The 17565-nt window shown below is 65.5% G+C and carries 14 protein-coding genes; 10 read left to right on the top strand and 4 right to left on the bottom strand.

From position 1 onward, the window contains the following. Positions 1-24: 24 nt before the first annotated feature. Positions 25-2727 carry an aminopeptidase N gene (pepN, locus tag CCA01S_RS01090; protein ID WP_066452887.1) on the bottom strand — a complete coding sequence of 901 codons (2703 nt, stop codon included), beginning with the start codon at positions 2725-2727 and terminating at the stop codon, positions 25-27. 168 nt (positions 2728-2895) lie between these two features. On the opposite strand from pepN, the gene CCA01S_RS01085 reads away from it, so the two are divergent. Further along, positions 2896-3525: a DUF4136 domain-containing protein gene (locus CCA01S_RS01085; RefSeq protein WP_066452886.1), complete on the top strand. Its 630-nt coding sequence runs from the start codon at positions 2896-2898 to the stop codon at positions 3523-3525. Positions 3526-3624: 99 nt separating this feature from the next. Here CCA01S_RS01085 and CCA01S_RS01080 read toward each other — a convergent pair whose 3' ends face one another. Next, entirely contained in the window at positions 3625-4122 is a 498-nt protein-coding gene (locus CCA01S_RS01080) for an H-NS histone family protein (RefSeq protein ID WP_308411248.1), read from the bottom strand. 68 nt (positions 4123-4190) lie between these two features. On the opposite strand from CCA01S_RS01080, the gene CCA01S_RS01075 reads away from it, so the two are divergent. Together CCA01S_RS01075 and tldD are read left to right on the top strand one after the other, a co-directional pair. Beyond that, positions 4191-5003 carry a carbon-nitrogen hydrolase family protein gene (locus CCA01S_RS01075; RefSeq protein ID WP_066452881.1) on the top strand — a complete coding sequence of 271 codons (813 nt, stop codon included), beginning with the start codon at positions 4191-4193 and terminating at the stop codon, positions 5001-5003. 19 nt (positions 5004-5022) lie between these two features. Beyond that, a complete protein-coding gene (gene tldD / locus CCA01S_RS01070) occupies positions 5023-6477 on the top strand; it encodes a metalloprotease TldD (RefSeq protein WP_066452879.1) in 1455 nt (484 codons plus the stop codon). 11 nt (positions 6478-6488) lie between these two features. Here the strand turns inward: tldD and pncB are convergent, their stop codons facing one another. Both pncB and CCA01S_RS01060 read right to left on the bottom strand, forming a co-directional pair. After that, positions 6489-7688: a nicotinate phosphoribosyltransferase gene (gene pncB / locus CCA01S_RS01065; RefSeq protein WP_066452877.1), complete on the bottom strand. Its 1200-nt coding sequence runs from the start codon at positions 7686-7688 to the stop codon at positions 6489-6491. A gap of 248 nt (positions 7689-7936) precedes the next feature. Next, a complete protein-coding gene (locus tag CCA01S_RS01060; RefSeq protein ID WP_066452875.1) occupies positions 7937-10777 on the bottom strand; it encodes a valine--tRNA ligase in 2841 nt (946 codons plus the stop codon). A gap of 186 nt (positions 10778-10963) precedes the next feature. On the opposite strand from CCA01S_RS01060, the gene ndk reads away from it, so the two are divergent. The 7 genes from ndk (at position 10964) to bamB (ending at position 17564) form a co-directional block, all read left to right on the top strand. Continuing rightward, positions 10964-11389: a nucleoside-diphosphate kinase gene (gene ndk / locus CCA01S_RS01055; RefSeq protein ID WP_066452872.1), complete on the top strand. Its 426-nt coding sequence runs from the start codon at positions 10964-10966 to the stop codon at positions 11387-11389. 123 nt (positions 11390-11512) lie between these two features. Further along, on the top strand, positions 11513-12664 hold the full coding sequence (gene rlmN, locus CCA01S_RS01050; protein ID WP_066452868.1) for a dual-specificity RNA methyltransferase RlmN: 1152 nt from the start codon (positions 11513-11515) through the stop codon (positions 12662-12664). Continuing rightward, a complete protein-coding gene (locus CCA01S_RS01045; protein ID WP_066452866.1) occupies positions 12661-13164 on the top strand; it encodes a helix-turn-helix domain-containing protein in 504 nt (167 codons plus the stop codon). Before rlmN ends, CCA01S_RS01045 begins: the two co-directional genes overlap by 4 nt. Beyond that, positions 13161-14471 carry a flavodoxin-dependent (E)-4-hydroxy-3-methylbut-2-enyl-diphosphate synthase gene (gene ispG, locus CCA01S_RS01040; RefSeq protein ID WP_066452864.1) on the top strand — a complete coding sequence of 437 codons (1311 nt, stop codon included), beginning with the start codon at positions 13161-13163 and terminating at the stop codon, positions 14469-14471. Before CCA01S_RS01045 ends, ispG begins: the two co-directional genes overlap by 4 nt. Before the next feature lie 5 nt (positions 14472-14476). Beyond that, positions 14477-15760: a histidine--tRNA ligase gene (gene hisS / locus CCA01S_RS01035; protein ID WP_066452862.1), complete on the top strand. Its 1284-nt coding sequence runs from the start codon at positions 14477-14479 to the stop codon at positions 15758-15760. An 8-nt stretch (positions 15761-15768) separates the two neighbouring features. Further along, positions 15769-16407, top strand: coding sequence for a YfgM family protein (locus CCA01S_RS01030; protein WP_066452860.1), 639 nt, complete (start codon positions 15769-15771; stop codon positions 16405-16407). Positions 16408-16412: 5 nt separating this feature from the next. After that, the gene (bamB, locus tag CCA01S_RS01025; RefSeq protein WP_066452945.1) at positions 16413-17564 is read left to right on the top strand and encodes an outer membrane protein assembly factor BamB; all 1152 of its coding nucleotides are present in this window, start codon (positions 16413-16415) and stop codon (positions 17562-17564) included. Position 17565 lies beyond the last annotated feature (1 nt).

The raw sequence follows: 17565 nt of genomic DNA, 5'->3' as shown, positions 1-17565 counted from the left end.
TCCCCATGGAAGATGAATGGATGCTCAGGCGTCGAGCGCCTTGGAGACGATTTCGTGGACGTTGCGCGACAGGCCGGCGGCAAAGCGCACGCGCTGCAGCGCCGCCTGCATGCCCTGGCGCGCCGTGGGTTCGTAGCGCGCCCAGTTGTCAAAGGCGCGCGCCAGCCGGGCGGCGACTTCGGGGTTGAGCGCGTTGAGCGCCAGCACCTGCTCGGCCCAGAAATCGTAGCCTTCGGGCGTGTGCAGGTTGGCGATGTTGTCCATGCAGAAGCGGAAGATGACGGCGCGGGCGCGGTTGGGCGTGCGCAGCGTGAAGTCGGGCAGGGCCATCAGGGCGCGGACTTGATCCACTGTGCAGGTAGGGGCGCTGGCCTGGATGCCGAACCAGTTGTCCAGCACCAGTGGGTCGTGCTGCCAGCGGTCGTGGAAATCCCGCAGCAGGTCGGCGCAGTCTTGCGGCGCGTGCTGCAGCAGCGCCGCCAGCGCCCCAAGGCTTTCGGTCATGTTGCTGGCCTGGGCGTATTGCTGGCGCGCCAGCCGGGTGGCGTCGGCTGCCTTGCCGGCCAGCAGGTATTCCAGCGCCAGATTGCGCAGCGCGCGGCGGCCCGAGGCTACCGGATCGGGCGAGTAGGGGCTGCCGTCGTCGGCCAGCGCGGCGTAGAGTGCCTGCCATTGGTCGGCCAGCCGGGCCCCCAGGGCGGCCTGCGTGGCCGTCCAGACGTGGACGGCGGTTTGCGGATCCATCGGCGTGCCGCGGTCGATGAGTTCGCGCAGCGCGGGCAGCGCCAGCAGGCGGGTCTGGTAGGCGGGCGACAGCGTGGCGTCTTGCAGCGCGGCCTGCCAGAGGGCCAGCAGCGGCTCGATGTCCGGCAAGGCCGCTTGTGCGCGGTGGGCCCGCATGCCCGCCAGCAGGTGGCGCAGGGCGAATTCCTGGGTGGCGTCCCAGCGCGCGAAGGGGTCGCTGTCGCAGCGCGCCAGCAGGGCGAGTTCGCTGCCCGGGCGCTCGGTGTCGATGATGACGGGCGCCGAGAAGCCGCGCAGCAGCGACAGCACCGGGGGCCGCCGCACGTCGTGCAGCGTGAAGCTCTGTTGCGCTTCGCGCAGTTCGAGCACGATGCTGTCGTGCGTGCCGCCTTGCCAGTGGATGGGCATGGCCTGGCCGTTGGCGTCGAGCAGACCGATGGCCACCGGAATGTGCAGGGGTGGCTTGGCCGCCACCTTGGGCTGACGCGCTTCCAGGCCCGCAGGCGCGCAGTGCTGGCGCAAGGTGAGCTGCAAGGTCTGTGTGTCGGCGTCGTAGCGCTGCTCGAACTGCAGCCGTGGCGTGCCCGCCTGGCTGTACCAGCGGCGAAAGACGGTGAAGTCTTGCCCCGGCTGCTGCTGCGTGTAGACGGATTCCATGGCATTGACGAAGTCGTCGCAGGTGACGGCCTGGCCGTCGTGGCGGCGGAAGTATTCTTTCATGCCCGCTTGAAAACCGGTTTCGCCCAGCAGCGTGTGCTGCATGCGGATGACTTCGGCCCCTTTCTCGTAGACGGTGGCGGTGTAGAAGTTGCCGATTTCCTGATAGCTGTCCGGGCGGATGGGGTGGGCCATGGGGCCCGCGTCTTCGGGGAACTGCATCATGCGCAGCACGTGCACGTCGTCGATGCGCTTGACGGCGCGGGCGCTGGCCGCTTCATTGGCGGGCAGGCCTTCGGCCAGCATGTCGGCGGAGAATTCTTGCTCGCGAAAGACGGTGAGGCCTTCTTTCAGTGAAATCTGGAACCAGTCGCGGCAGGTGACGCGATCGCCCGTCCAGTTGTGGAAGTATTCGTGGCCGATGACCGCCTCGATGCGCCGGTAGGCACCGTCCGTGGCGGTGCTGGGGTCGGCCAGCACGTAGGCCGCATTGAAGATGTTGAGCCCCTTGTTTTCCATGGCGCCCATGTTGAAGTCGCGCGCGGCCACGATCATGAAGCGGTCGAGATCGAGTTCGAGCTCGAAGCGGCGTTCGTCCCAGTGCATGGCATGCGCCAGGCAGTCGAGCGCCCATTGGGTTTGCTTGCCGCAGCCGCGATCGCTGTAGACCTGCAGCAGGACGGGGCGCCCGCTGCGGGTGGTTTCGGTGCGTTCGATGCAATCGAAGTCGCCCGCCACGAGCGCGAACAGGTAGCAGGGCTTGGGGTGCGGGTCGCGCCACAGGGTTTGCCGCCGCCCGTCGGGCAGCGTGCTTTGTTCGATGAGGTTGCCGTTGGACAGCAGCGTCGGGTAGGCCGCGGGGTCGGCGCGCAGCACGACGTCGTAGCGGGCCATGACGTCGGGACGGTCGGGAAACCAGGTGATGCGCCGGAAACCCTGCGCCTCGCACTGCGTGAAGAGCTTGTCGCCCGATACGTAAAGCCCCATGAGCGTGGTGTTGCGCGCCGGGTGGCAGTGATTGACGAGGGTGACGACGAAGGGTTTGCCGCTGGCCGGCGGCGTCAGGCGCAGCGTGTCCTCGTCCAGGTAATAATCGGTGGCGCCCAGCGCCTGGCCGTCGATCTGCACGGACAGCAGCTCGATGTCTTCGCCCTGCAGGACGAGGGGCGTGCCGGGCGGCGTCTGTGGCCCGGGTTCGAAGTGCAGCGTGGATTGAACCTGGGTCGTTTGCGCGTCCAGATCGAATTCGAGCCTGACTTGCGACAGGCGATACGGATAGGGGGAATAATCCTGACGGTAAATTGTCTGGGCAATATCGGTGCGCATGACTCGTTCCCTGGAATGGTGTAATCAACAAGCCTCATTGTAGTCGGCTCGTGCCGCGCGCAGCGCCTGGGTTCGCCTTGTGTCGGAGTGCAACGCCGGTGCATGCCGAGAGGCAGGCGGCGCTATGATCAGGGCGATGAGAGTCGTCAATGATGTGATGGGTGTGCGATGAAATATTCAAGCCCTTGGTGGCACCGCGCGCTGCGCTGCCTGGCTTTATCTTGCCTGGCGCTGTCCATGGCCGGTTGCGCCAATGTATTTTCCGCCCAACTGACCCGTTATCAGCAGTGGCCTGAACAGACGGCCGGGGCGCTGTATTGGATACAGCCCGATGCCGCGCAGCAAAATAATCTGCAGTTTCAAACGTTTTCCGATGCCGTGCGGGCGGCCCTGGGGCCCACGGGGCTGGTCGAGGCGTCCAGTGCCAGTCAGGCCCGTTTCGTCGTGCACGTCGAATACGGCGCCGAACGTTCGCGCGAATGGCGCCAGCAGATGGTCGACCCTTATTTTTATCCGGGGTTCGTGGGGCCGGGTTTCGCGTATCGGCAGCCGTGGGGTGGTTGGGGCTATGGGCCCGTCGTTGAATCGGTGCCCGTCATCGTGACGCGCTTGCGGCTGTCGGTGCAAATCGACGATCGATCCCAGCGGGGCAAAGAAGTTTATCGTGCCAGTGCTGAAACCATTGGCCCGGAAGGTCGCCTGGGGGCCGCCATGCCGTATCTGGCCCGTGCGGCATTTGACCGCTTTCCCGGGATGAATGGGCAGGTGATTGAAATCCGGTATCCGCTGCCGCGCTGAAAAACCCTTGCAACGGGCCGTGCGCTGGCGCGGCGCAATGCCCCTTCCAGACGGTGTGCGCCGTGCGCGCCCACCGTTGTCTGGAAAGGAGCGGCGGGCTTAGTCGGCGGTTGCGTCGGCTGCCACTTTTTCGATGAGAAAGACTTCGCGCGGCGTGCCGGCGGCTTCGGCCTCGACGACCCAAAGCGGCGCGCGGCCGCGGCCCGTCCATTCGGCCTGGGTTTCGGGGTGGCGGTATTTGGCCGGCACCGTGCGCTTGCTGGCACTGGCGCTGGTGGGCTTGCGGGCGCCGTCGGTATTGCGGCTGCTGGCGCGGGGCGAAAAAGCGGCGGCAATTTCTTCGGGTGTGATGCCATAATCACGCATGGATCGCACGATCGAGGTAATGATCGGTTTGCGCTGTTTCGCCTGCAGGCTTTGCAGCTGCTTTTCGATTTTGGCTTTTTCTTTCTCTAGCCGTGATTTCTGACTGGCGTAACTGGTGCGGGCCATTATTGGATGCTCCATGTAAAGTGATTTTTTACGGATGTTTTTACGGATGTCTCGGTATCCGCAGGTGGTTTGGATTTTAAGCGGATTTTCCGTTTTTTGTGTCAACCTAAGGCAAAGTTTTGATGTATCAAATGTTGAATGTCCGGATCGAGGTCGATTAAGAGGTGATAGCAATGCAGGAAAGCACATTTTCCGTCGCGGCCGTGCAGATGGTCTCGGGGGTTTCCGTGGACGAGAATCTCGCCGCCGCGGCGCACTGGATCGGGCAGGCTGCGCAAAAGGGGGCCCGGCTGGTGGCCTTGCCCGAGTATTTCTGTTTCATGGGCCGTCGCGATACCGACAAATTGCCTTTGGCTGAACACCCCGGCGATGGCCCCATTCAAGCGTTTCTCGCCGGACAGGCCCGGCAGCACGGCATCTGGCTGGTGGGTGGCACCTTGCCCTTGCATAGTCCCGATGCCCAGCGTATCTACAATGCCTGCCTGGTCTATCGGCCCGACGGCAGCCTGTGCGCGCGCTACGACAAAATCCACCTGTTCAGTTTCGCGCGGGACACCGAATCCTACGACGAATCCCGGGCCATCCGGCCCGGCGACGAACCGCCCCAGGTATTCGACAGTCCTTTTGGCCGGGTGGCGCTGGGTATTTGCTACGACCTGCGGTTTCCCGAGTTTTTCAGGGCGCAGGGCGACGTGCGCCTGATGGTGCTGCCCGCCGCTTTCACGCACACCACGGGTTCTGTACACTGGGAAGTGCTGCTGCGCGCGCGGGCCATCGAAAACCAGTGTTATGTCCTGGCCAGCGCGCAAGGGGGCTTGCATGAAAATGGCCGTCGTACCTGGGGTCATTCCATGCTGATCGACCCCTGGGGGGATATTCTCGACGTCCTGCCCGAGGGCCCTGGTCTGGCTGGCGGGGTGCTGGCTGCCGCACGTCTCGATGCCGTGCGGCAGTCTTTGCCCGCCTTGCACCACCGGGTCTTGTAATTGTTCTGGATCTTCCCCGATGAAACTGATTGAACCTGGCTTGGAAGCCCTCAATACCGCCCGCTCCCTGCTGCTCGACCCCTGGGGGCTCGACGAATCGCACCTGGCGCGGGCCTTGTCCGAAATCCATACCCACCGGGTGGATTATGCCGACCTGTACTTCCAGTACAGCTGCTCCGAGGGCTGGAGCCTCGAAGAAGGCATCGTCAAGACGGGCAGCTTCTCCATCGACCAGGGCGTCGGCGTGCGCGCGGTCAGCGGCGAAAAAACCGCCTTCGCCTATTCCGACAGCCTCTCGCCCGCGGCGCTGCTGTCTTCCGCCCGGGCTGTGCGCACCATCGCGCGCCAAGGGGCGGGCCGCCGCCGGGTCGATGGCGGGCTCGATTCTCCCCATCGCCTGTATGCCGCCGTCAATCCGGTCGATTCCCTGTCGGCGCCCGACAAGGTCGCCTTGCTCGAACGGCTCGAAGCCATGGCGCGCGCCGCCGACCCCGAAATCATCCAGGTCATGGCGGGCCTGGCCGCCGAATACGACGTCGTCCTCGTGGCGGGCAGCGATGGCCGCCTGGTAGCCGACGTGCGCCCCCTGGTGCGCCTATCGCTCACCGTCATCGCCGAGCGCAAGGGGCGGCGCGAAATGGGGCACGGTGGGGGTGGCGGGCGCACTGGCCTGGCCTATTTCACCGACGACATCCTGCGCGGCTACGTCGAACGGGCGGTGCACGAGGCGCGTGTCAACCTCGAGGCGCGTCCGGCGCCCGCCGGGCAGATGACCGTCGTGCTGGGCTCGGGCTGGCCGGGCATTCTGTTGCACGAAGCCGTGGGTCACGGCCTCGAGGGCGACTTCAACCGCAAGGGTTCCAGCGTGTTTTCCGGGCGCATCGGCGAGCAGGTGGCCTCGCGCGGCGTCACGGTGGTCGATGACGGCACCTTGCCCGATCGGCGCGGGTCGCTCAACGTGGATGACGAAGGCCACCCCACGCAGCACAACGTGCTCATCGAAGACGGCATCTTGCGCGGCTACATGCAGGATTCCCTCAATGCGCGTCTCATGAAGCAGGCACCCACGGGCAACGGGCGGCGCGAATCCTATGCGCATCTGCCCATGCCGCGCATGACCAACACCTACATGCTGGCAGGCCAGGCCGATCCCGAAGAAATCGTCGCCTCGGTGAAGCGCGGCCTGTATGCCGTCAATTTTGGTGGCGGGCAGGTGGACATCACCAGCGGCAAGTTCGTCTTTTCAGCGTCCGAGGCCTATCTCATCGAAAACGGCAAGGTCACGCATCCTGTGAAGGGGGCTACCCTGATCGGCAGCGGCCCCGAGGCCATGCGCCGCATCGGCATGATCGGCCACGACCTCGCGCTCGATTCGGGGGTGGGCACCTGCGGCAAAGAAGGCCAGAGCGTACCGGTGGGCGTGGGCATGCCCACGCTGCGCATCGACGGGCTGACCGTGGGCGGCACCGCCTGACGCCCAGCTCGCTAACGCCCGAACACCTGACGCAAATACGCCAGAAAGGTGGCGTCGGTGCAGTGTTCTTTGCCGGGGCTGTCGGGCAGCTTGGCGGTGGGCATGCCGTTGCACTGAAACAGTTTCATGACGATGTTCAGGGGCTGCGGCCCAAGGTCGTTGCTCAGGTTGGTGCCGATGCCAAACGCCAGCTGTACCCGGTCGGCGAAATGACGGTAGATGTTCAGCGCCTGCGGCAGATTGAGGCCATCTGAAAAAACGAAGCGTTTGCTGGCGGGGTCGATGCGCAGTTTTTGATAATGGGCGATGGCTTTTTCGCCCCAGGCGATCGGGTCGCCCGAATCGTGGCGCAGGCCGTCAAAGAGTTTGGCAAAATACAGGTCGAAATCGGCCAGGAAGGCATCCATGCCCACCACGTCGGTCAGGGCGACACCCAGGTCGCCGCGATATTCCTGTACCCAATCTTCCAGCGCCGCGCGCTGGAAATCGCGCAGCCTGACTTTGCCGAATGCCTGATATGACTGCAGATATTCGTGCGCCATGGTGCCCACCGGTATCAGGCCGTGGGATTTTGCCAGCGCGACGTTGGAGGTGCCGGTGATGTATTGCGGCACCGCGGCGCGCAGGCGCTCGACGACTTCGGTCTGCCAGGCGCGCGAAAAGCGTCGGCGCAGGCCAAAATCGGAAATCGCCAGCGGAAAGCGGCGCGGCGCTTCTTGTGAAAATGCGTGCAGCAGCTGGATTTTTTCCTGCAGCCGCCGCCGCCCTTCGTCGAGCACGTCGGGGGTTTGATAGCGCCGGAAATACAGCTCGTTGACGATAGCCAGCACGAAAATCTCGAATCCCATGACGTGCACCTGGGGGCCGCGCGCCACGATGCTGAGCATGTCGCCCTGCACGCTGACGTCGATGAAACGCCGCTGGAAGTGAAACAGCGACAGAAAATCGACGAAATCGGATTTGATATAGCGCAGGCTGCTGAGATAATCCAGCTCGTCTTGCCGAAAACCCAGGCTGCACAGGTGGTCGATCTGTTGTTCGATTTCGTCGGCGAGTTCGGCCAGCGGGTGTTCGGGCCGGTTGCGGCAGATGAACTGGTATTCCGCCTGAGCGGCCGGGTGCCGATGCAGCATGGCCTGCCACATGGTGAATTTATACAGGTCGGTGTCCAGCAGGGATTCGATCACGGGCTGGAAGGTGGAGGAGGGCATGAGAAATTGGTTTGAATGAAATTGCTTGTGACCCATGTTAGCGGATTTTGGCCGCGTGAAAATGCCGTCCCGGAAACCTGCCCACGGTGCCGCGTGATATGCGGAAAACGAGCGGGTGGGCCGGGGCGTGCGCGGTAAAGCCCCGTATTGAAAAAACCGCCCCCCGAAGGCCGGATCGATGTCCAGCTGTCGGAGGGCGGTTTGAGCGGCTTTTGTCGCGGCTTGTGACGTGAGCCGTGAGGCGGGATTCAGCCGTGCAGGCGCGCGCGCTGGGTGCGCACGCGCGCAAGCGTTTCACCGAACTGCGCCAGGCGGGTTTTCTCTTGCTCGACCACGGCTGCCGGTGCCCGCTCGACGAAGCTGGCATTGCCCAGCTTGGCCTGTGCCTTGGCAATCTCGTGCTCGAGGCGGGCGATCTCTTTGCCCAGGCGGGCCTGTTCGGCGGCAACGTCGATTTCGACGTGCAGCATCAGCTGTGTGGTGCCCACCACCTGCACTGGCGCGCCCAGGTCGGGCAGCTGGGCGACGGCCTGCACGCTTGCCAGGCGGGCGAGGGTCGAGAGGTAGGGGGCCAGTTCGTCCAGGCCCTGCGGCGCGCCTTGCACCAGCAGCGGCACGCGCTGGCTGGGCGCCAGGTTCATGTCGCCGCGCAGGGCGCGGATGGCTTCGGTGAGTGATTTGAGCGTGGTCATCTGCGCCACGGCGGACGCATCGCGCAGGGTGTCGCGTGCCACCGGGTAGGGCTGCACGCTGATGCTGTCTTCGGTGTCGGCGGCGCGCACGTCGGCCGCCACCGATACCTTCTGCCAGAGTTCTTCGGTGATGAAGGGCATGATGGGGTGGATGAGGCGCAGCAGCGTTTCGAGCACGTGGATGAGCGTGCGCCGGGTGGCGGCCTGTTCGACCGCGCTGCCCGTTTGCAGGCGCACCTTGGCAAGCTCCAGATACCAGTCGCAGTATTCGTCCCAGATGAAGTGGTAGAGACGGTCGGCCACCTGGTCGAAGCGGTATTGCGCGAAGCCCGCATGCACTTCGGTGATGAGGCCCTGCAGACCGTCGATGATCCAGCGGTCGGCGAAGGACAGGTCGCCCGGTTGTGGCGTGCCCAGCGCCTGGCCCTCGACGTTCATGAGCACGAAGCGGGTGGCGTTCCAGAGCTTGTTGCAGAAGTTGCGGTAGCCCTCGCAGCGCTTGAGGTCGAAGTTGATGTTGCGCCCCAGGGTGGCATAGGCGGCCATGGTGAAGCGCAGCGCGTCGGCGCCGTAGGCCGGGATGCCCTCGGGGTAATCTTTGCGCGTGCGCTTGCGGATGCTGTCGGCCTGCTTGGGGTTCATCAGGCCCACCGTGCGCTTGGCGATGAGCGGGTCGAGGCCGATGCCGTCGATGAGATCGACGGGGTCGATGGTGTTGCCCTTGGACTTCGACATCTTCTTGCCTTCCATGTCGCAGACCAGGCCATGGACGTAGACGGTGCGAAAGGGCACCTGGCCGGTGTGGTGCATGCTCATCATGATCATGCGCGCCACCCAGAAGAAAATGATGTCAAAGCCCGTGACCAGCACGCCTGAGGGCAGGTAGCGGGCGAGATCGGGGGTCTGTTCGGGCCAGCCCAGGTCGGTGAAGGGCACCAGGGCGGACGAGAACCAGGTGTCCAGCACGTCGGCGTCGCGCGTGAGCGGCCCCCGCACGCCCGCGGCCCGGGCCTTTTGTTCGGCTTCTTCGGCCGAGTGCGCGACGAAAATCTGGCCGTCGGGCGCATGCCAGGCAGGGATTTGATGGCCCCACCACAGCTGGCGGGAAATGCACCAGTCTTGAATGTTGTTGAGCCACTGGTTGTAAGTGGTGCTCCAGTTTTCCGGGACGAACTTTACCCGGCCGTCGGCGACGACGTCGAGCGCCACCTGGGTGATGCTCTTGCCCGGGTGCAGGCTGCCCTCGGGAGCGGGCTTGCTCATGGCGACGAACCATTGGTCGGTGAGCATGGGCTCGATGATGCTGTTGGTGCGATCGCCGCGCGGCACCATCAGCTTGTGCGCGCGCACTTGTTGCAGCAGGCCCTGGGCATCGAGGTCGGCGACGATGCGGGCGCGGGCCTCGTAGCGATCGAGGCCGCGGTACTGGGCGGGGGCCTCGTCGTTGATCTTGGCGTCCAGTGTGAGGATGCTGATCATGGGCAGCTGGTGGCGCTGGCCCACCGCGTAGTCGTTGAAGTCGTGCGCCGGGGTGACCTTGACCACACCCGTGCCGAATTCACGATCGACGTAGTCATCGGCGATGATGGGGATTTCGCGCCCCACCAGCGGCAGGGTGACCGTGCGCCCGATGAGGTGGGCGTAGCGTTCGTCTTCGGGGTGCACCATGACGGCCACGTCGCCCAGCATGGTTTCAGGGCGCGTGGTGGCCACCACCAGGTGGCTGAGCCCGTCCACGGGCTGGGTGAGCGGATAGCGGATTTCCCACATGTGGCCGTCTTCTTCGGTGCTGACCACCTCGAGGTCGGAGACGGCCGTGCCCAGAACCGGGTCCCAATTGACCAGCCGCTTGCCACGGTAGATGAGGCCTTGTTCGTAGAGGCGCACAAACACTTCGACCACGCCGCGCGACAGGCGCTCGTCCATGGTGAAGTATTCACGCGACCAGTCGCACGACGACCCCAGGCGGCGGAACTGTCCGGTAATGGTGCTGCCCGATTTTTCTTTCCAGGCCCAGATGCGCTCGAGGAACTTTTCGCGACCCAGGTCGTGGCGTGAGATGCCTTCGGCATCCAGCTGGCGTTCGACGACGATCTGGGTGGCGATGCCGGCGTGGTCGGTGCCGGGAATGAAGACGGTGTCGTCGCCGCGCATGCGGTGGTAGCGGATCAGGCCATCCATGATGGTCTGGTTGAAGGCATGGCCCATATGCAGCGTGCCCGTCACGTTGGGCGGCGGAAACTGGATGGCAAACGGGGTCGATGCGTGGTCGGCGACCGGTTCAACGTGGCGTCCGCCGTCGAATACCCCGCGGCGGTTCCACTCGTCGTACCAGCGGGATTCAATATCCTGGGGTTCAAAACTTTTGGGCAGGGAAGTGGAGTTGGAATCGCTCATGGGTGGCTAGGGACGGCGAAAAAATGGATTATTGTAGGCGTATGTTCGGGAAATCGCGCATGGTAAAATGCGCGGTTGACCGCCAATGCGAAGGCGCACCCGTGCATCGGCACGAGGCGTCCTGTGCGGGAACATTCTACCTTTTCACGGGAAACACCCTTTCCCTGTTCACTACCGGAAATTTTCATGGCCATCGAACGTACCCTTTCCATCATCAAGCCTGACGCCGTTGCCAAGAATGCAATTGGCCAGATCGTCGCCCGCTTCGAGCAGGCAGGCCTGAAAGTTGTGGCAGCCCGCCTGCAGCAGCTGTCGCGTGGCGAGGCCGAGCGTTTCTATGCCGTGCACAAAGAACGCCCCTTCTTCAAAGACCTGGTCGATTTCATGGTGTCGGGCCCGGTGTTCGTGCAAGTGCTCGAAGGTGAATCGGCCATCGGCAAGAACCGCGACCTGATGGGCGCCACCGACCCCAAGAAGGCCGCTCCCGGCACCATCCGCGCCGACTTCGCCGACAGCATCGACGCCAATGCCGTGCACGGCTCCGACGCTGCCGAAACCGCGGCGGTGGAAATCGCTTTCTTCTTCCCCGAAAGCAATATTTTCAGCCGCTGATCGCACGGGGCCTGGTGACTGGCCCCTAGTGGCTCGTGTTCCGCCCGGTTCCTTGCCGTGAACCGGCGCGCGGGGCACCTGGGTTCTGGATGTCCGGGGCCCGTTTTCCTCTTTTGATTGCTCATGTCCGCTACCGAATCCGTCAATGTGCTGGGGCTCGACCCCGCCGCCCTTCAAGCCCTGGTTGCGCAGTGGGGCGGCAAACCCTTTCGCGCGCGCCAGCTGTCGCAGTGGGTGCACCAGCGCGGGGTCGATCGTTTCGACGACATGAGCGATCTGGCCAAAGAATTCCGCGCCCAGCTCGATGCGCACTGCATCGTGCAGGCGCCGCCGCTCAACCTTGAAAAGCGTTCCGCCGACGGCACGCGCAAGTGGCTCTTCGACATGGGGCTGGGCAATGCCATCGAGACCGTCTTCATCCCCGAAGACGACCGCGGCACCCTGTGCATCTCCAGCCAGGCGGGTTGCACCGTGGCCTGTCCATTTTGTTCCACCGGCTACCAGGGCTTCAGCCGCAACCTCACCACCGCCGAAATCGTCGGCCAGTTGTGGTACGCCAACCGTGCTCTGCGCGACGACCCCCAGGCGGCACGCCTGAACGGGCCGGCCGAAGACGCCCAGCGTGCCGTCAGCAACGTGGTCATGATGGGCATGGGCGAGCCGCTGCTCAATTACGACCAGGTGCTGGGCGCCCTGCGCCTGATGGTGGACGACCATGCGTATGGCCTGTCGCGCCGCCGCGTCACGGTGTCCACTTCGGGGGTGGTGCCCATGATCGACCGCCTGGCACGCGACTGCCCGGTGGCGCTGGCCGTGTCGCTGCATGCGCCCAACGACACGCTGCGTGACCGCCTGGTGCCGCTCAATCGCAAGTATCCGCTGGCCGAGCTGCTCGACGCCTGCAACCGCTATCTGGAAGTCGCCCCGCGCGACTTCATCACCTTCGAATACATCATGCTCGACGGCGTCAACGATGCCGACGAGCAGGCGCGCGAACTCATCGAAGTCGCCCGGCGGGTGCGCTGCAAGTTCAACCTCATCCCGTTCAACCCGTTCCCGCAGTCCGGGCTCAAGCGCTCGCCCACGGCGCGCATCCGGCTCTTTGCCCAGCAGCTCACCGACGCCGGGCTCATCGTCACCGTGCGCAAGACCCGTGGCGACGACATCGATGCCGCCTGCGGCCAGCTGGCGGGCGAGGTCAAAGACCGCACTCGCATCAACGAGCGCCTGCCCGACCGCGCGCGCGTCGTCATTCGCAAAAAGGAGCACGCATGAGTGAGTCTCTCGCCGAAGCCCTCCTGCACCCCGAGAGCGCCGATGATGCCGCCTCGCCGCAGGTGGGCAGCACCCTGAAGGCGCTGCGCGAAACCCGTGGCCTCACGTTGGGCGAGGTCTCGGCGCGCATCAAATACTCGGCGGCGCAGCTACGCCACCTCGAGGCCAACGAATGGGCGCGGCTGCCCGAAGGGGTGCCTCTGCGCGGCCTGGTGAAAAACTACGCCCGTTTCCTGGAAACCGATGCCGAAGCCATGCTGCGTCTGCTGGATGACGCCATCGGGCCGGGACGCGCCCATCCCGCCGTGCATGCGGCCACCGCGCGCCACGCCTTGCCGCAGATGGACATGACGCCGCGCGGCGAGCCCGCGCACCGCACCTGGGCCTGGCTGTTGCTGCTTCTCGTGCTCTTTTGCGCCTTTGGTTTTTACGCCATCGACCGCGGCTGGGTGCCCGATCAGTGGCTGGTGTTCGACTGGTTGAAGGCCCTGCGCCCATGACTGCTGCTCTTGATATTTCCGAACCCTCCGTCGCCGCGCGTCGCGCGACGCGGGCCGTCACCGTCCGCTGGGGCGACCACGCCATCCAGGTGGGCGGTGGCGCGCCCGTGGTGGTGCAGTCCATGACCAACACCGACACCGCCGATGCCCAGGCCACCGCGCGGCAGGTGCGCGAGCTTTGGCAGGCCGGCTCCGAACTGGTGCGCGTGACGGTCAACACCCCCGAGGCGGCGGCCCAGGTGGGTGAAATCCGCAACCTCCTCGATCGCATGGGGGTGCCGGTGCCGCTGGTGGGCGATTTTCACTACAACGGCCACAAGCTGCTCACGCAGTTTCCCGATTGTGCCCAGGCCCTGTCCAAGTACCGCATCAATCCGGGCAACATGGGCGCGGGCAAGCACCGCGACGACAATTTCGCGCAGATGATCGAAGTCGCGTGCCGCCACGACAAGCCCATCCGCATTGGCGTCAACTGGGGCAGCCTCGACCAGATTCTGCTGGCGCGCATGATGGACGAGAACGCCGCGCGGGCCACACCCTGGCCGGCCAATGCCGTCATGCGCGAGGCCCTGGTGGTCTCCGCCATCAGCAACGCCGAGCGCGCCCAAGAGCTGGGCCTGCGCGGCGACGCCATCGTGCTGTCGTGCAAGGTCAGCCACGTGCAGGATCTCATTGCCGTCTACCAGACACTGTCCGCGCGCTGCGACTACCCCCTGCACCTGGGCCTCACCGAGGCCGGCATGGGCTCCAAGGGTATCGTGGCTTCCACGGCGGCGCTGGCCGTGCTGTTGCAGCAGGGCATTGGCGACACCATCCGTATTTCTCTCACCCCCGAACCCGGCGGCGACCGCTGCCGCGAGGTCGTGGTGGCGCAAGAAATCCTGCAGACTATGGGCTTGCGGGCCTTCACGCCGATGGTGGTGGCCTGCCCGGGCTGCGGGCGCACCAGCAGCACGGTCTTCCAAGAGCTGGCGGCCAGCATCCAGGCCTATCTGCGTGCGCAGATGCCGGTCTGGAAGAACCGCTATCCGGGGGTCGAGAACATGCACGTGGCCGTCATGGGCTGCGTGGTCAACGGCCCGGGCGAAAGCCGCCACGCCGATATCGGCATCAGCCTGCCGGGCACGGGCGAAGTGCCCTCGGCGCCGGTCTACGTCGATGGCAAGCGTACGGTCACGCTCAAGGGCGACACCATCGCCGAAGAGTTCAAACAGATTGTCGAAGACTATGTGGCGCGGCGCTACGGGCAAGAGGCGGGCGCTGCGCCCGCCCACCGCCCCGGCGTCGTACCGCGCACTGCAGATTGAGTGGCATGTCCGAATTCAAGAAAGTCGCCGGCCTGACCGGCATGAAAGATACCCTGCCGCCCGAATCGGCCAGCTGGGAAACCCTTGAAGCATTGGTGCGCGACTGGCTGGCCGGCTACGGCTACCAGAACATGCGCACGCCGGTGCTCGAACACACGCGGCTGTTCACGCGCGGCATCGGCGAGGTCACCGACATCGTCGAAAAAGAGATGTATTCCTTCGTCGATTCGCTCAACGAAGACCGCCTGACGATGCGCCCCGAATTCACCGCGGGCATCGTGCGCTCGGCCATCGAACACAACTTTCTCTATGATCGGCCGCGGCGTATCTACGCCATGGGGCCGGTCTTTCGCCACGAACGCCCGCAGCGCGGACGCTACCGCCAGTTTCACCAGATCGACGTCGAGGCGCTGGGCTTTCCCGGGCCGGACGTCGATGCCGAACTCATCATCATGCTGGCGCGCCTGTGGCGCCTGCTGGGGCTCGCCGACATCCGCCTCGAACTCAATTCGCTTGGACAGGCCGCCGAGCGCGCCGCCCATCGGGCCGCGCTCATCGAGCACCTGGAAAAGCACGTGGACGTGCTCGACGAAGAAGCGCGGCGGCGCATGCACACGAATCCGCTGCGCGTACTCGACACGAAAAACCCGGCAATGCAGGCGATGGCCAACAGCGCCCCGCGCCTGTTCGACTTCCTGGGGGCCGAATCGCTCGCCCATTATCAGGGGCTGTGCGCCCGCCTGGACGACGCGGGCATCACCTACACGCTCAATCCGCGGCTGGTGCGCGGGCTCGACTACTACAATCTCACCGTGTTCGAGTGGGTCACCGACCGGCTGGGCGCCCAGGGCACCGTCTGCGGCGGCGGCCGCTACGACGGCCTGATCGAACTGCTGGGCGGCAAGGCCGCGCCCGCCGTGGGCTTTGCCATCGGCATGGAGCGCCTGCTCGACCTCTGGCAGCAGGACGGGGCGGCGCCGACGCCAGCGGAATGCCAGGTCTATCTCGTGCACCAGGGCGAGGCGGGCCAGCGCCAGGCGGCCCGCCTGGCCGAGGCCCTGCGCGACGCGGGCCTGCGGGCACTTGTCCACGCGGGCTCGACTGGGTTTAAATCACAGTTTCGCCGCGCGGACGCAAGCGGCGCCGAGGCCGCCGTCATCATCGGTGGCGACGAACTTGCCGCTGGCGCCGCCACGGTCAAGTGGCTGCGGCGCGACGCCGCCGACGCGGCGCAGCAGGAATCGGTCGCCTTCGAGCAGCTGGCGCATCATCTCAAGCAAAGGATCTGACTACAGGCATGGCATACGATCTCGAAGAACAGGAAAAAATCGACGCACTGAAGGCTTGGTGGGATCGCTACGGCACGTTTGGCATGGTGCTCGTGCTGGCCGTCGTTCTGGCGTTTGGCGGCTGGCGCGGCTGGCAGTGGTACGCTTCGCATCAGGCGGGGCAGGCCATGGGCTACTACGAAGCCCTCGAAAGCGCCGCCGGCCAGTCCGGGGATGACGCCGTCGCGCGCATCAAGGCGGCCAGCAGCGCCCTGCGTTCGGACTACGCCAGCTCGGGCTATGCGGCCCGCGGCGTGCTGGTGGCCGCCTGGGCCTTGCAGCAGCGCAACGACCTCGACGGCGCGCGCGAACAGCTCGAATGGCTGGTGCGGGACAAATCGGCGCCCGCCCTGCAGGCTGTCGCCCGGCTGCGGCTGGCGGGCGTGCTGCTGGCCCAGAAACAATACGACCCCGCGCTGGCCCAGCTGCAGGGGACGGCGCCTGACGGCTTTGTTGGCCTGTATGCCGACCGGCGCGGCGATGTGCTTGCCGCCCAGGGGCACGTCCAGCAGGCCGTCGAGGCCTGGAAAGAAGCCCTGAAGGCCCTGGGGGCCGACCCGGCTGCACAGATCGTCCAACTGAAGATTGACGCCTTGAACGGAGCTTGAGCCTCATGCGTATCCCTGTTCGTCTGTTTCGCGCCGCCGTCGTCGGCCTGGCCATTGCGGGCCTGTCCGGCTGCGGGCTGTTTTCCCAGACAGACGCCCGCTTCGATCCGGCGCCGCTCACCGACTACACGCCCACGCTCAGCGTGGCGGTGCGCTGGTCCGTGTCCATCGGCAGTGGCGGCGACTACGGCTTTGCGCCGCAAGTGGTGGGCGATACCGTCTACGCCGCCACGCCTTCGGGCAGCGTCGCGGCGCTCGACCTGTCCAATGGCGCCATCCGCTGGCGTGCCGGCAAAGAGGCGTTGACCGCGGGGGTGGGCAGCGATGGCCGCACCACGGCGGTCGTTACCCAGGATGGCATGGTCGTGGCCTATGACGCCGCGGGCAAGGAAGTCTGGCGCACGCAGGCGGCCAGCGCCGTCAATGTGTCGCCGGCCGTCGGCAACGGCATCGTCGCGGTGCGCACCACCGATTACCGCGTGCAGGCCTTCGACGAATCCAGCGGCAAGCTGCGCTGGGACATCCAGCGCCCGGGCCCGGCGCTGGCGCTGCGCACCAGCATGCGCATGGCCATCGTGCCCAATCTGCTGATTGCGGGCATGCCGGGGGGACGGCTGCTGGTGATCGACGCGGCTTCTGGTGCCGTGCGCTGGGAAGGCACCATTGCCGCCAACCGTGGGGCCTCCGACCTCGAACGCATCAGCGACATCGTCGGTGAGCCCATCACGGCGGGGTCGCTGCTGTGTGGCGTCAGCTATCAGGGACGCACCACCTGCTTCGACGTCGCCCAGGGCGGGCGGCCCGTCTGGTCGCAGGATATTTCCTCGGCCACCGGCATGACCACCGACGGCCAGCGTCTCTACCTGCCCGGCCTGCGCGATACCGTGCATGCGCTCGACCTGCAGAACGGCCACGAGGCCTGGAAGACCTCGGCCCTGCTCAATCGCCATCTCAGTGCGCCGGCGGTGGCCGGACGCGCGCTTGCCCTGGGCGACTTCCAGGGCTACGTCCATTTCCTTTCGCGCACCGATGGCAGCCTGATGGCCCGCCTGCAGGTGGGCGGCGGGCCGATTACTTCCGCCTTGCTCGCCACGCCGCGCGGCGTGCTGGTTCAGACCGGCAATGGCAATCTGATGCTGGTGGGTGTTAGTGACTGAA

It is taken from the genome of Castellaniella caeni NBRC 101664 (genome assembly GCF_001592225.1).
Classification (GTDB): Bacteria; Pseudomonadota; Gammaproteobacteria; order Burkholderiales; family Burkholderiaceae_B; genus Castellaniella; species Castellaniella caeni.
Note: the sequence above shows the minus strand (reverse complement) of the source record. Positions and strands in the feature narration are given on the sequence as shown.

Bases quoted from the DNA above. Each gene is read 5' to 3' on its own strand.
- CCA01S_RS01060 (WP_066452875.1), bottom strand. From the start codon at position 10,777: ATGAGCGATTCCAACTCCACTTCCCTGCCCAAAAGTTTTGAACCCCAG.
- pncB (WP_066452877.1), bottom strand. From the start codon at position 7,688: ATGCCCTCCTCCACCTTCCAGCCCGTGATCGAATCCCTGCTGGACACC.
- ndk (WP_066452872.1), top strand. From the start codon at position 10,964: ATGGCCATCGAACGTACCCTTTCCATCATCAAGCCTGACGCCGTTGCC.
- tldD (WP_066452879.1), top strand. From the start codon at position 5,023: ATGAAACTGATTGAACCTGGCTTGGAAGCCCTCAATACCGCCCGCTCC.
- CCA01S_RS01030 (WP_066452860.1), top strand. From the start codon at position 15,769: ATGGCATACGATCTCGAAGAACAGGAAAAAATCGACGCACTGAAGGCT.
- hisS (WP_066452862.1), top strand. From the start codon at position 14,477: ATGTCCGAATTCAAGAAAGTCGCCGGCCTGACCGGCATGAAAGATACC.
- CCA01S_RS01075 (WP_066452881.1), top strand. From the start codon at position 4,191: ATGCAGGAAAGCACATTTTCCGTCGCGGCCGTGCAGATGGTCTCGGGG.
- rlmN (WP_066452868.1), top strand. From the start codon at position 11,513: ATGTCCGCTACCGAATCCGTCAATGTGCTGGGGCTCGACCCCGCCGCC.
- ispG (WP_066452864.1), top strand. From the start codon at position 13,161: ATGACTGCTGCTCTTGATATTTCCGAACCCTCCGTCGCCGCGCGTCGC.
- CCA01S_RS01085 (WP_066452886.1), top strand. From the start codon at position 2,896: ATGAAATATTCAAGCCCTTGGTGGCACCGCGCGCTGCGCTGCCTGGCT.
- bamB (WP_066452945.1), top strand. From the start codon at position 16,413: ATGCGTATCCCTGTTCGTCTGTTTCGCGCCGCCGTCGTCGGCCTGGCC.
- pepN (WP_066452887.1), bottom strand. From the start codon at position 2,727: ATGCGCACCGATATTGCCCAGACAATTTACCGTCAGGATTATTCCCCC.
- CCA01S_RS01045 (WP_066452866.1), top strand. From the start codon at position 12,661: ATGAGTGAGTCTCTCGCCGAAGCCCTCCTGCACCCCGAGAGCGCCGAT.